This window comes from Micromonospora sp. NPDC049900 (assembly GCF_044461025.1).
GTDB lineage: Bacteria > Actinomycetota > Actinomycetes > Mycobacteriales > Micromonosporaceae > Micromonospora.
This window is the reverse complement of the sequence record NZ_JBITKM010000015.1, coordinates 12,555-24,988: the sequence shown is the minus strand read 5'-3', so window position 1 is coordinate 24,988 and position 12,434 is coordinate 12,555. Positions and strand designations below refer to the sequence as shown.

12 protein-coding genes are annotated in these 12,434 nt (G+C 73.7%); 6 read left to right on the top strand and 6 right to left on the bottom strand.

Features of this window, described 5'->3' with window-relative positions; translation table 11 throughout:
• Positions 1-49: 49 nt before the first annotated feature.
• The 6 genes from ACIBMZ_RS25235 (at position 50) to rdgB (ending at position 4,418) form a co-directional block, all read left to right on the top strand.
• On the top strand, positions 50-454 hold the full coding sequence (locus ACIBMZ_RS25235; protein ID WP_396697833.1) for a MoaD/ThiS family protein: 405 nt from the start codon (positions 50-52) through the stop codon (positions 452-454).
• A gap of 10 nt (positions 455-464) precedes the next feature.
• A complete protein-coding gene (locus ACIBMZ_RS25230) occupies positions 465-1,430 on the top strand; it encodes a PLP-dependent cysteine synthase family protein (protein WP_396697831.1) in 966 nt (321 codons plus the stop codon).
• 260 nt (positions 1,431-1,690) lie between these two features.
• Entirely contained in the window at positions 1,691-2,437 is a 747-nt protein-coding gene (locus tag ACIBMZ_RS25225) for an MBL fold metallo-hydrolase (RefSeq protein ID WP_396697829.1), read from the top strand.
• Positions 2,438-2,491: 54 nt separating this feature from the next.
• Positions 2,492-2,953, top strand: a complete 462-nt coding sequence (locus ACIBMZ_RS25220; protein ID WP_396697827.1) for a hypothetical protein — start codon at positions 2,492-2,494, stop codon at positions 2,951-2,953.
• A 55-nt stretch (positions 2,954-3,008) separates the two neighbouring features.
• Positions 3,009-3,734: a ribonuclease PH gene (rph, locus tag ACIBMZ_RS25215; RefSeq protein ID WP_396697825.1), complete on the top strand. Its 726-nt coding sequence runs from the start codon at positions 3,009-3,011 to the stop codon at positions 3,732-3,734.
• 66 nt (positions 3,735-3,800) lie between these two features.
• Entirely contained in the window at positions 3,801-4,418 is a 618-nt protein-coding gene (gene rdgB, locus ACIBMZ_RS25210) for an RdgB/HAM1 family non-canonical purine NTP pyrophosphatase (protein ID WP_396697823.1), read from the top strand.
• A 36-nt stretch (positions 4,419-4,454) separates the two neighbouring features.
• On the opposite strand, the gene hutH is transcribed toward rdgB, so the two are convergent.
• The 6 genes from hutH to ACIBMZ_RS25180 are packed head-to-tail and all read right to left on the bottom strand — an operon-like array spanning position 4,455 to position 12,326.
• Entirely contained in the window at positions 4,455-5,990 is a 1,536-nt protein-coding gene (gene hutH / locus ACIBMZ_RS25205; protein ID WP_396697821.1) for a histidine ammonia-lyase, read from the bottom strand.
• Positions 5,987-7,186, bottom strand: coding sequence for an imidazolonepropionase (gene hutI / locus ACIBMZ_RS25200; protein ID WP_396697819.1), 1,200 nt, complete (start codon positions 7,184-7,186; stop codon positions 5,987-5,989). Before hutI ends, hutH begins: the two co-directional genes overlap by 4 nt.
• Positions 7,176-8,540 (bottom strand): formimidoylglutamate deiminase, encoded by a 1,365-nt coding sequence (locus ACIBMZ_RS25195; RefSeq protein WP_396697817.1) that lies wholly within the window; start codon positions 8,538-8,540, stop codon positions 7,176-7,178. The genes hutI and ACIBMZ_RS25195 overlap by 11 nt, the downstream gene beginning before the upstream one ends.
• Complete coding sequence (locus ACIBMZ_RS25190; protein ID WP_396697815.1) at positions 8,537-9,784, bottom strand: allantoate amidohydrolase; 1,248 nt, start codon at positions 9,782-9,784, stop codon at positions 8,537-8,539. Before ACIBMZ_RS25190 ends, ACIBMZ_RS25195 begins: the two co-directional genes overlap by 4 nt.
• Before the next feature lie 11 nt (positions 9,785-9,795).
• Positions 9,796-11,463, bottom strand: coding sequence for a urocanate hydratase (gene hutU / locus ACIBMZ_RS25185; RefSeq protein WP_396697813.1), 1,668 nt, complete (start codon positions 11,461-11,463; stop codon positions 9,796-9,798).
• Positions 11,464-11,477: 14 nt separating this feature from the next.
• Positions 11,478-12,326, bottom strand: a complete 849-nt coding sequence (locus ACIBMZ_RS25180) for a MurR/RpiR family transcriptional regulator (protein WP_396697811.1) — start codon at positions 12,324-12,326, stop codon at positions 11,478-11,480.
• Between the last annotated feature and the right edge of the window lie 108 nt (positions 12,327-12,434).

Below are 12,434 nucleotides of genomic sequence, written 5' to 3'. Positions count from 1 at the left end.
CCGCGCACCTTTCCCGTCACCGAGACACCCGATCGAGGAGTACGACAACATGGCCATCGAGGTTCGCATCCCCACCATCCTGCGCAGCTACACCGGCGGCGTGAAGGTCGTCGAGGGCAGCGGTGACACGCTGGACGACCTGCTCACCGACCTGGACTCCCGGCACGCCGGGCTGCGGGGCCGGCTGGTCACCGAGGCCGGTGCGCTGCACCGCTTCGTCAACGTCTACGTCAACGACGAGGACGTCCGCTTCCTGGGCGCGCTGGACGCCAAGCTGAACGACGGCGACAGCGTCACCATCCTGCCCGCCGTGGCCGGTGGCGCGTTCGGCTTCGCCGCTGCCGCGGCGATCAGCCAGCACAGTGCCGCCGCTGCGGCGATCAGCCAGCACAGCGTCGTCGCCGGGGGCACTGTGCCCCGCGCCGGGCGTCGCGCGCCCGTCGCCACGAGCTGAGGCGGCCGCGATGACGCGGTACGACAGCCTGCTGGACGCCTGTGGCGGCACGCCCCTGGTGGGGTTGCCCCGACTGTCGCCGACGGTGCCCGACGGGGCACCGCCGGTGCGGCTGTGGGCCAAGCTCGAGGACCGCAACCCGACCGGCAGCGTCAAGGACCGGGCCGCGCTGTTCATGGTGCGGGCGGCAGAGGAGGCCGGCCGACTCCGGCCCGGCGACACGATTCTTGAGCCGACCAGCGGGAACACCGGCATCTCGCTGGCCATGGTGGCGAAGCTGCGCGGCTACCGGCTGGTCTGCGTGATGCCGGAGAACGTCTCCACCGAGCGGATCCAACTGCTCCGGATGTACGGTGCGGAAATCATCTTCTCGCCGGCGGCGGGCGGCTCCAACCAGGCGGTGGCGACCGCGAAGCAGATCGCCGCCGAGCATCCGGACTGGGTCATGCTGTTCCAGTACGGCAACGAGGCGAACGCCCGGGCGCACTACGAGACGACCGGTCCCGAGCTGCTGCACGACCTGCCCACGATCACCCATTTCGTGGCCGGGCTGGGTACCACCGGCACGTTGATGGGGACCGGGCGCTACCTGCGCGAGAAGGTCGAGGGCATCCAGATCGTCGCGGCCGAGCCGCGCTACGGCGAGCTGGTCTACGGCCTGCGCAACATCGACGAGGGGTACGTCCCGGAGCTCTACGACGCGACCGTGCTCAACCGGCGGTTCTCCGTCGGCACCCGCGACGCGGTGCTGCGTACCCGGCAGTTGGTGGAGGTGGAGGGACTCTTCGTCGGCTTCTCCACCGGGGCGGTGCTGCACGCCGCTCTGGCGATGGCACACGAGGCGGTGCGCGACGGCCGCCGTGCCGACGTGGCGTTCGTGGTCAGCGACGGCGGCTGGAAGTACCTCAGCACCGGGGCGTACGGCGGCACGCTCGCCGACGCGGAGGACGCCCTGGACGGGCAGCTCTGGGCCTGAGCCCAGCGACATCGACGAGGGTCATCGGCGTGGTGCCGGTGGCCCTCGTCGCGTCGGACGCTCCGGATCGGCCGGTCCGGTAACCCGGCCTCGATCGGATGGGCGGAACGGGTGTCACGTTGGTGACAACTTCCAACGGATCATTCTTGCCTCCAGGTGGGCGGGCGTAGGCTGCGCAGCGTGGCGTACGCGTCGGTATTGATCATCTCCGGAGCGGCGACCGGCTCGATCGCTACCTATCGTGACAGCGAGACAACTCGATGCGACTGACCGTCCTGGGCTGTGCGGGCAGCTTCCCCGGACCCGAGTCCCCCTGCTCGGCCTATCTGGTCGAGGCCGAGGACTTCCGGCTCCTGGTGGACTTCGGCCCGGGCTCGTTGTCCACCCTCCAGCGTTACGCCGGGCTGCACGCCCCGGACGCCATCCTCCTGACGCACCTGCACTGTGACCACATCCTCGACGCCGCGTCGTACGTGGTGGTGCGGCGCTACGCCCCGGACGGCCCGTACCCGCCGCTCCCGGTGTACGCCCCGGCCGGTGCTCCGGACCGGCTCGCCACCGCGTACGGGCAGGAGGACAGCACGGTCGAGGACGTGTACCAGTTCTACGCGCTGGAACCCGGCACCTTCCCGATCGGCCCGTTCACCGTCACCGTCGACCGGGTGCTGCATCCGGTCGAGACGTACGGCGTGCGGCTGGAGCACGGCGGCCGGACGCTCTGCTACTCCTCGGACACCGCCCCCTGTGAGGCGTTGCTGCGGCTGGCCCAGAACGCCGACGCCTTCCTCTGCGAGGCCAGCTATCTGGACGGCGTGGACAATCCACCCGACCTGCACCTCACCGGCCGGGAGGCGGGCGAGGCGGCGGCCAAGGCCAACGTGGGGCGGCTGCTGCTGACCCACCTGGTGGCCGCCTGGGGTAGCGAGGCGCACACCGTGACGTCGGCGGCGTCGGCGTACAGCGGCCCGCTGGACGTGGTCCGGCCGGGTGCCAGCTACGACATCTGAGCCTGCCCCGGGAGCGGGCAGCGGGGGCGTCGGTCGGACTCTAGGATCGCGCGGGTGAGCGACCCCTCCGCCGGCCCACCCGACCCGCGCCCCGCCGACCGACCGGCATCCCCCGCGCCGGGCCGGCCACCCGCCGGGCCGTACCCGCCGACGTTCGCGCCACAGTCGCCGGGCGTCTGGCCACCGCCGCCCGGACCGTACGCCCATCCGCCGCGTCCGGGACCGTTCCCGCCGGCACCGGCACCACGCAGGCGGCCCCGCACCGGCCTGGTGGTGGGGCTCCTGCTCGGTGTCGGCGCGTTGCTGCTCATGCTCTGCTGCTGCGGCGTGCTCACCTACCACCGCTGGTACAAGCCACGCCAACTCCAGGAACAGCGGGAGGAGATGGTCGAGACGGCCGGCGTGCCCACCGGGTTCGACCGCGTCGACCTCTCGGTGGGCGAGCGGTCGGCGTCCGGCAGGCGGTCCGTGGACGGGTACGTGGCGGTGACCCTGGTCCTCGGTGGGCACGCCTGAGCCGCCCGACGGCACCCGGGGACACTCCGATCGGGGCACCGCATAGGGTGCAGGCATGGCGCGACCTGACGGGCGGGAGCCCGACCGACTCCGACCGGTGACGCTGACCCGTGGCTGGAGCAGCCACCCGGAGGGCTCCGTGCTGGTGGAGTTCGGCGCGACCCGGGTGCTCTGCACGGCGAGCGTCACCGAGGGCGTGCCCCGCTGGCGCCGGGGCTCCGGGCTGGGCTGGGTCACCGCCGAGTACGCGATGCTGCCCCGGGCCACCAACACCCGGTCCGACCGGGAGAGCGTCAAGGGGCGGGTCGGTGGGCGTACCCACGAGATCTCCCGGCTGATCGGCCGGAGCCTGCGTGCCGCCATCGACCTCAAGGCCCTCGGCGAGAACTCGATCGTGCTCGACTGCGACGTCCTGCAGGCCGACGGCGGCACCCGCACCGCCGCGATCACCGGCGCGTACGTGGCGCTGCACGACGCGGTGAGCTGGCTCGCCGACCGCAAGGCCCTGGCCGGCAAGCCGGAGAAGGTGATGCACCGGTCGGTGGCGGCGGTCAGCGTCGGTGTGGTGTCCGGCGAGCCGCGCCTGGACCTGTGCTATGACGAGGACGTGGCCGCCGAGGTGGACATGAACGTGGTCTGCACCGGCACCGGGGACTTCGTCGAGGTGCAGGGCACCGGTGAGGCCGGCGTCTTCGCCCGCGAGCAACTGGACGCGCTGCTCGACCTGGCCGTCGCCGGCTGTCTGGACCTGGCCGAAGCCCAGCGCAAGGCCCTCCTGTGAGGTTCGCGAGCGATCGACCGGTGAGTTTGCGAGCCCCGCAGTCGCGAGCAACGGAAAGGTGACTCGATGAACAAGGTCCTGCTCGCCACCCGGAACCAGAAGAAGCTCGTCGAGTTGCAGCGGATCCTCGACGGGGCGCTCGGCGCGCACCGGGTCGCCCTGGTCGGCCTCGACGACGTCGAGGCGTACCCGGAGTTGCCGGAGACCGGGCTGACCTTTGGTGAGAACGCGCTGATCAAGGCGCGGGAGGGCTGCCGGCGTACCGGTCTGCCCACCGTCGCCGACGACTCCGGGCTGGCCGTGGACGCGCTCAACGGCATGCCGGGCGTGTTCAGCGCCCGCTGGGCCGGGCGGCACGGCGACGACCAGGCGAACCTCCAGCTCGTGCTGGACCAGATCGCCGACGTGCCGGACGAGCACCGGGGCGGGTCCTTCGTCTGCACGATCGCGTTGGTGCTGCCCGGCGGCAAGGAGCACCTGGTGGACGGCCGCCAGGTGGGCCGGGTGCTGCGTGCCCCGCGCGGTGAGGGTGGTTTCGGCTACGACCCGATCTTCCTGGGCGACGGTCAGGACCGCACCAACGCGGAGCTGACTCCACAGGAGAAGGACGCGGTCAGCCACCGGGGCAAGGCCCTGCGCGAACTGGCCACCCTGGTGGCGAAGGTGCTCCCCGCGACCACCTGACCCACCCCCGGATCTTGGTGCGGATCGGCTGCGCCGTCAGGGGAGGGGGCCGAGTTCGGCCTCGATGGCGGTGCGCAGGTCGGGGCCGGAGATCACGGCCCGGGCCGCCTCCATCAGCGGAGCGAGGAAGACGTCCGGGCCGGGTGGACCGGCGACGGCGCCGAGGGCGGCGATCGCCGCCCGTCCGGCCGGGGACGGCGTCAGCGGGGCGCGGAGCTGGAGTCCGCGTACGGCGGCGAGCAGCTCCACCGCGAGCAGGCTGGTCAGGTTGTCCAGCACGGTCCGCAGCTTCTTGGTCGCCGCCCAGCCCATCGAGACGTGGTCCTCCTGCATGCCGCTGGTGGGCAGCGAGTCCACCGAGGCGGGTGCGGCCAGCCGCCGGTTCTCCGCCACGATCCCGGCTGCGGTGTACTGGGCGATCATCAGCCCGGAGTTGACGCCCGCGTCGGGGGAGAGGAAGGCCGGCAGGTCCCGGGAGCGGGTCACGTCGAGCAGCCGGTCCACCCGGCGTTCCGAGATCGCGCCCACCTCGGACGCGGCGATGGCCAGGTAGTCCGCCGCGAAGCCCAGCGGTGCGCCGTGGAAGTTCCCGGTCGACTCGACCCGCCCGTCCGGCAGCACCACCGGGTTGTCCACCACGGACAGCAGTTCCCGGCCGGCGACCGTCCGGACGAAGTCCAGAGTGTCCCGGGCCGCTCCGGCGACCTGGGGCGCGCAGCGCATCGAGTAGGCGTCCTGCACCGCGTGGGCCAGGTCGTCGCGGTGCGAGTCCATCACCGCCGAGTCCTGCAACAGCCGGTGGATGTTCGCCGCCGAGACGCCCTGCCCGGGATGCGGGCGGATGGCGTGCAGCTCCGGTCGGAACGGCCGCTCCGAGCCGAGCATCGCCTCGATCGCCAGGGCGGCGGTCACGTCGGCCATGGTGAACAGGTGGGCCGCGTCGTGGACGGCCAGCAGCAGCATGCCGAGCATGCCGTCGGTGCCGTTGATCAGCGCCAGGCCCTCCTTGGCGGCCAACTCCACCGGTGCGAGACCGGCCTGCCGCAACGCGTCGGCAGCGGGCCGCCGCTCACCGGCCGGACCGAGCACCCAGCCCTCGCCGAGCAGCACCAGCGCGCAGTGCGCCAGCGGCGCCAGGTCACCCGAGGCACCCAACGAGCCGTGCTCCGGCACCCACGGCGTCACGTCGTGGTTGAGCAGGTCGACCAGGGCCTCGGCGACCAACGGCCGTACCCCGGAGTGGCCCAGCGCCAGCGACCGGACCCGCAGCAGCATCATCGCCCGCACCACCTCGCGGGGCATCGCCGCGCCCACCCCCGCCGCGTGCGAGCGGATCAGCGCGTGCTGGAGTTCGGCGCGCCGCTCGGGGGCGACGAACGTGTTGGCGAGCGCCCCGAAACCGGTGGAGACGCCGTACACCGGGCGGCCGTCGGCCTCGATGCCGTCCACGATGGACCGACTGGTGGCCATCGTGGACAGTGTGGCCGGGGCGAGGACGACCTCGGCGGCACCGCGCGCCACGGCGAGCACGTCGGCGGGGGAGACCCCGGTGGGTTCGATGGTGACGGTCATCGTGGCACTCCGTTGCGCAGGACCTGGCGGATCAGGGGAACCCCCGGCCGGTAGGCCAGGTGCAGGTGGGACGGGGCGTCGAGGATGGTCAGGTCGGCCCGGGCGCCGGGCCGCAGCACCCCGACGTCGGTGCGGCGCAACGCCCGCGCGCCACCGGCGGTGGCCGCCCACACCGCCTCCGCCGGGGTCATCCGCATCTCGCGTACGGCTAGGGCGACGCAGAACGGCATCGACGACGTGTACGACGAACCGGGGTTGCAGTCGGTGGCCAGGGCGACGGTGACCCCGGCGTCGAGCAGCCGACGCGCGTCGGGATACGGCGACCGGGTGGAGAACTCGGCGCCGGGCAGCAGCGTGGCGACGGTGCCGCCCTCGGTGGCCGCCAGCGCGTCCACGTCGGCGTCGTCCAGGTGCGTGCAGTGGTCCACACTGGCCGCGCCGAGTTCCACGCCCAGGCGTACCCCCGGACCGGGGCCGAGCTGGTTGGCGTGCACCCGGACACCCAGCCCGGCCGCCTGCCCGCAGGTCAGGATCGCCCGCGCGTGGTCGGCGTCGAACGCGCCCCGTTCACAGAACACGTCGATCCAGCGGGCGTACGGCGCGGCGGCGGCCAGCATCGGCCCGCAGACCAGTCCCACGTACTCGTCGGGCCGGTCGGCGTACTCGGTCGGCACCACGTGCGCACCGAGGAACGTGGTCTCCCCGGTCACCTCGGCGGCGATCCGCACCGAGCGGGCCTCGTCGGCGACGGTGAGGCCGTACCCACTCTTGATCTCGATCGTGGTGGTGCCCTGCCGCAACGCCTCGTCGTGCAGCCGCCGCACGGTGGCGCGGAGCTGCCCGTCGGTGGCCGACCGGGTGGCGCCGACGGTGGTGCGGATGCCCCCACCGGTGTACGGCTGCCCGGCCATCCGGGCCGCGAACTCCGTCGCCCGGTCCCCGGCGAAGACCAGGTGCGCGTGGCTGTCCACGAAGCCGGGCAACACCGCCGCCCCGTCGGCGTCGATCCGCCGGTCCGCGGGCGGCGCGTCGGCGGCCGGACCGACCCAGACCACCTCGCCCGCCTCGACCAGCAGGGCGGCCCGGCGACGGATGCCGAGCGGCCCGGCCTCGCCCGCGCCGGGCTCGTTGGTGACCAGCTCGCCGATGTTGTCCACCAGCAGGCTGCCCGCCCGCGCGTTCGGCTCACTGGGCACCGGTCACCTCCACGATGGCCGTGGCCAGCTCGCGGGGGACGTCGACGCGGACGTGTCGCCCGTCGCGGACCAGCACCCGGCCGTCGACCACGACCTGGGTCACGTCGGCGGCGCTCGCCGCGAACCAGACGCCCGCCGGGGCCACCCCGGCGGTGCGGACGCTGTCCAGCCGCACCGTGACCAGGTCGGCGCGGTCACCCACCGCGAGCCGACCGGCGTCGGTCCAGCCCAGCGCCGCGTGCCCGGCCTCGGTGGCGGCGGTGAGCAGCTCGGCGGGGGCGAAGTGGCCGCGCCGACGGGTCCGCAGCCGCTCGTCCAGTTCCATCGCGCGTGCCTCCTCGAACGGGTCGATCACGGCGTGACTGTCGCTGCCCAGGCTCAGCGGGATCCCCGCGTCGGCCATCCGGCGGGCCGGTCCGAGCCCGTCGGCGAGGTCGCGTTCGGTGGTCGGGCAGAGACACACCCCGCTCCGGCTCTCCCCGAGCAGCGTCAGGTCGGCGCTGGTCGGGTGGGTGGCGTGCACCGCCGTGGTGGCCGGTCCCAGCACACCGTGCTCGGCCAGCAACCCGGTCGGCGTCAGCCCGTGCACGGCCCGGCAGGCGTCGTTCTCGGCGGGCTGCTCCGACAGGTGCACGTGCAGCGGCGCGTCCCGCTGTCGGGCCCAGTCGGCCACGGTGGCGAGCTGGTCGGCCGGGACGGCCCGGACCGAGTGCACGGCCGCGCCGACCCGGGCGCGGTCCCGGTCGGTGGTGAGCGCAGCGGCCCGTTCCGCCCACCGCCGGGCATCCCCGTCGCCGAAACGCTGCTGCGGCCCGACCAACGGCGCACCGTCCACCCCGGCGCTCAGGTAGCAGGTGTCCAGCAGGGTCAACCGGATCCCGGCCTGCGCCGCCGCCTCGACCAGCGCCGCGCCCATCGCGTTCGGGTCGGCGTACGGGGTGCCGCCCGGAGCGTGGTGCAGGTAGTGGAACTCGCCCACGCAGGTGACCCCGGCCAGCGCCATCTCGGCGTACACCGCGCGGGCCAGCGCCAGGTACGTGTCCGGGTCGAGGCGACCGGTCACCGCGTACATCCGGTCGCGCCAGCTCCAGAAGTCGCCGCGCCCGCCGTGGGTCCGGCCGCGCAGCGCCCGGTGGAACGCGTGCGAGTGGGCGTTCGCCGACCCGGGCAGCGTCAACCCGGGCAGCCGCACCGCGTCGGCCAGCACGTCCACGCCCGCGTCCGGGTCGCCGCCGGGCGTCAACGGCGTCACGCCGGTGATCCGGCCGTTGACCGTCTCGATCAGCACGTCCGGGGTCGGCTCGGCGTGGGCGGGCAGCCAGGCGTACTCGGCGAGCCAACGGGTGGCGGTCATCCGGCACCCTCCGCGTCGGGCCGGCCCGCCTGCGTCAGCTCCGCCAGCACCCGGGCCAGGGCGCGCACGCCGGCCGCGCAGTCCGCGTCGGTGGCCGACTCGGCGGGGGAGTGCGACACCCCGGTCGGGTTGCGGACGAAGAGCATCGCCGTCGGTACGTGCGCCGCCAGCACCCCCGCGTCGTGTCCGGCCCCGGTCGGCAGCACCGGCGCGGCCAGCAGCCCGGCCAGCCGGTCGGCCAACCCACCGTCGAAGGCGACCAGCGGCGTCGCCGACTCCTCGGTCATCCGCACCTCGGTGCCGTCGCGCCGGGCCCGTTCGGTGGCCTTGGCGCGTACCGCCTCGACCAGCCCGGCGAGCGTCTCCGGCTCGGCGGCGCGGGCGTCCAGCCACCCGGTCACCCGGGACGGGATCGCGTTGGTGGCGTTGGGCTCCACGGTCACCCGACCCACGGTGGCGTGCGCGTCGCGCAGCCGGGCCTCCTTGTTCGCGGCGAGCACCGTGAACGCGTACGTCAACATGGGGTCACGGCGGTCGGCCATCCGGGTCGTACCGGCGTGGTTGCCCTCGCCGGTGACGTCGAAGCGCCAGCGGCCGTGCGGCCAGATGGCGCTGGCCACCGCGACCGGCGCGTCCCGGTCGACCAGCGCGCGGCCCTGCTCGACGTGCAGCTCCACGAAGGCGGCGAACCGGCCCAGCAACGCCGGATCGGCACCCGCCGGGAGGTGTCCCAGCGCCTCGGTGAAACTCACCCCGGCCGCGTCCCGCAACGCGCCCGCCCGGTCGGCGCTGATCTGCCCGGTGAGCAGCCGCGAGCCCAGGCACGGTACGCCGAAGCGGGCCCCCTCCTCCTCGACGAAGGCGGCGACGACCAGGGGTCGGGCCGGGGTGACCCCGGCGACCCGCAGCTCGTCCACGGCGAGCCAGGCGCTGACGATGCCGAGTGGCCCGTCGTACGCGCCGCCGTGCGGCACCGAGTCGAAGTGGCTGCCGGTCAGCACCGCGCCACCGGCGTCCGGGTCACCCCACCAGGCGAACAGGTTGCCGTTGCCGTCCTGCGCCACCGGCATGCCCCGGGCGTCGGCCTGCTCCCGGAACCACGCCCGCAGCCGCAGCTCCGGCGCGGTGAGCGCGTACCGCAGGTAGCCGCCGCTGTCCGCGTCCCGCCCGACCGGCGCGATCTCGTCCCACAGTTCCCGGAACCTGAAAGGAAGGGACCCGTCCTCTACCGTATGCGTTAGCAAGGGACCCTTCCTCACTCGGACATCGGCACGTGGACGCCGGTCCGGGCGGCGACCTCACGGGCCGCGTCGTAGCCGGCGTCGACGTGCCGGATCACCCCCATCGCCGGATCGTTGGTGAGCACCCGCTCGATCTTCTGCCCGGCCAGCGGGGTGCCGTCGGCCACGCAGACCTGCCCGGCGTGCAGGGACCGGCCGATGCCCACCCCGCCACCGTGGTGGATCGACACCCAGGACGCCCCGCTGGCGGTGTTGACCAGCGCGTTCAGCAGCGGCCAGTCGGCGATCGCGTCGGAGCCGTCGGCCATCGCCTCGGTCTCCCGGTAGGGGCTCGCCACGCTGCCGCAGTCCAGGTGGTCCCGCCCGATCACCACCGGGGCGCTCAGCTCTCCGGCGGCGACCATCTCGTTGAACCGCACGCCCGCGACGTCCCGCTCGCCGTAGCCGAGCCAGCAGATCCGCGCCGGCAGGCCCTGGAAGGCGACCCGCTCACCGGCCATCCGGATCCAGCGGGCCAGCGGCTCGTTCTCCGGGAACAGCTCCAGGATCGCCCGGTCGGTCGCCGCGATGTCGGCCGGGTCGCCGGAGAGCGCCGCCCACCGGAACGGCCCCTTGCCCTCGCAGAACAACGGCCGGATGTACGCCGGCACGAAGCCGGGGAAGTCGAAGGCGCGCGGGTACCCGCCGAGCTGCGCCTCGCCCCGGATCGAGTTGCCGTAGTCGAAGACCTCCGCACCGGCGTCCAGGAAGCCCACCATCGCCTCGACGTGCTTCGCCATCGACGCCCGCGCCCGGTCGGTGAACTCGGCGGGCTCGGCCGCCGCGTAGTCCCGGGCGTCGGTCGGCTCCACCCCCTCCGGCAGGTACGACAGCGGATCGTGGGCGCTGGTCTGGTCGGTGACCACGTCGATCGGCACCCCCCGGCGCAGCAACTCGGGAAAGACCGTGGCGGCGTTGCCGACGACGCCGACGCTGAGCGCCCGGCCGTCCCGCTTCGCCGCCAGCACCCGTGCGACCGCATCGTCCAGGTCGTCGCCGATCTCGTCCAGGTAGCGGTCGTGCACCCGCCGTTCGAGCCGGGTGCGGTCGACGTCCACGACCAGGCAGACGCCGCCGTTCATGGTGACGGCCAGGGGCTGGGCGCCGCCCATCCCACCGCATCCACCGGTGAGCGTCAGCGTGCCGGCGAGGGTGCCGCCGAACCGCTTCTCGGCGACGGCCGCGAAGGTCTCGTAGGTGCCCTGCAGGATGCCCTGGGTGCCGATGTAGATCCACGAACCGGCGGTCATCTGGCCGTACATGGTCAGGCCGAGCTGTTCCAGGCGGCGGAACTCCGGCCAGGTCGCCCAGTCACCGACCAGGTTGGAGTTGGCCAGCAGCACCCGGGGCGCCCACTCGTGGGTCCGCAGCACCCCGACCGGCCGACCCGACTGCACCAGCATCGTCTCGTCGTCGCGCAGGTCGGTCAGGGTACGCACCAGGGCGTGGTACGACGGCCAGTCCCGCGCGGCCTTCCCGGTGCCGCCGTAGACGACCAGGTCGTCGGGGCGTTCGGCCACCTCCGGGTCGAGGTTGTTCATGAGCATCCGCAGCGCGGCCTCCTGCGGCCAGCCACGCGCCGTACGCGCGGTGCCGCGGGCGGCCCGAATGGGTCCGGGCGCGGTCGAGATGGACTGCGTCATGTGCGGATCTCCTCCTAACCGAGGAACAACTGACGACGGGTGGCCGAGGCCTCGAAAGCCTCCAGCCGCCGCTGGGTCTCGGCCGGTGCGGCGTCGCAGATCGCCTGGAGCAGCACCATGGCCAGGGTCATCGGAGCGGTGTGCAGGTCGAACACGAGCTGCGCGCCGACCGCCGCGGCCAACACCACGTCGGCGTGCTCGGTCGCCGGGCTGACCGGCGAGTCGGTGATCGCCACCACGGTCAGCCCGGCGGCCCGGGCCTCGCCCAGCGCGTCCAGGGTCTCCCGGGGATAACGAGGCAGCACGAACGCCAGCAGCGCCCCGGCCCCGGCCTCGGCCGCCTGTTCCAACCGGTCGGTGAGCAGGCTGCCGCCGTCGTCGAGCACCCGCACGTCCGGGTGCACCTTGGCGGCGAAGTACGCGAAGTACGCGGCCAGCGGCGCGGCGGCGCGCAGCCCGAGCACGGGCAACGGTCGGCTGGCGGCCAGCAGCCGCCCGGTCTCGGCGATCCGGTCCCGGTCGGCGAGCTGCCCGGCCAGCCGGTCGAGGTTGCCCATCTCGGCGCGTACGGCCTGTTGCAGCTCGTTGCCGGCGGTGTCCGGACCGGGCGCGGCGGCGGTCAGCTCGCGTAACCGACGGCGCAGCGCCGGATAGCCGTCGTGGCCGAGCGCCACCGCGAACCGGGTGACCGACGGCTGGCTGACCCCGGCCATCTCGGCGACCTCGGCGGCGGAGAGGTAGCCGACGGAGGGCGCGTGCTGCACCAGGCAGTGCGCGATGCGCCGCTGCGTCGGGGTCAGCCGCACCCCGTCGAAGAGGCCGACCATCCGCTCGGTCGACCCGACGGTGGCTCCGTCATTCATTCGCTGACTCTATGCATGAAAACTTTCACGAAGCAACCCTTCCGTTTCCGTACCCGGTCGTGACCTGCGGCTTCGGGCCAAGCGAGGAACGGCCACGACCGGCGGGCG

Coding starts and splice junctions, on each gene's coding strand:
- ACIBMZ_RS25195 (WP_396697817.1), bottom strand. CDS start 8,540: ATGACCGCCACCCGTTGGCTCGCCGAGTACGCCTGGCTGCCCGCCCAC.
- ACIBMZ_RS25225 (WP_396697829.1), top strand. CDS start 1,691: ATGCGACTGACCGTCCTGGGCTGTGCGGGCAGCTTCCCCGGACCCGAG.
- ACIBMZ_RS25235 (WP_396697833.1), top strand. CDS start 50: ATGGCCATCGAGGTTCGCATCCCCACCATCCTGCGCAGCTACACCGGC.
- hutU (WP_396697813.1), bottom strand. CDS start 11,463: ATGACGCAGTCCATCTCGACCGCGCCCGGACCCATTCGGGCCGCCCGC.
- ACIBMZ_RS25180 (WP_396697811.1), bottom strand. CDS start 12,326: ATGAATGACGGAGCCACCGTCGGGTCGACCGAGCGGATGGTCGGCCTC.
- hutH (WP_396697821.1), bottom strand. CDS start 5,990: ATGACCGTCACCATCGAACCCACCGGGGTCTCCCCCGCCGACGTGCTC.
- rdgB (WP_396697823.1), top strand. CDS start 3,801: ATGAACAAGGTCCTGCTCGCCACCCGGAACCAGAAGAAGCTCGTCGAG.
- rph (WP_396697825.1), top strand. CDS start 3,009: ATGGCGCGACCTGACGGGCGGGAGCCCGACCGACTCCGACCGGTGACG.
- ACIBMZ_RS25230 (WP_396697831.1), top strand. CDS start 465: ATGACGCGGTACGACAGCCTGCTGGACGCCTGTGGCGGCACGCCCCTG.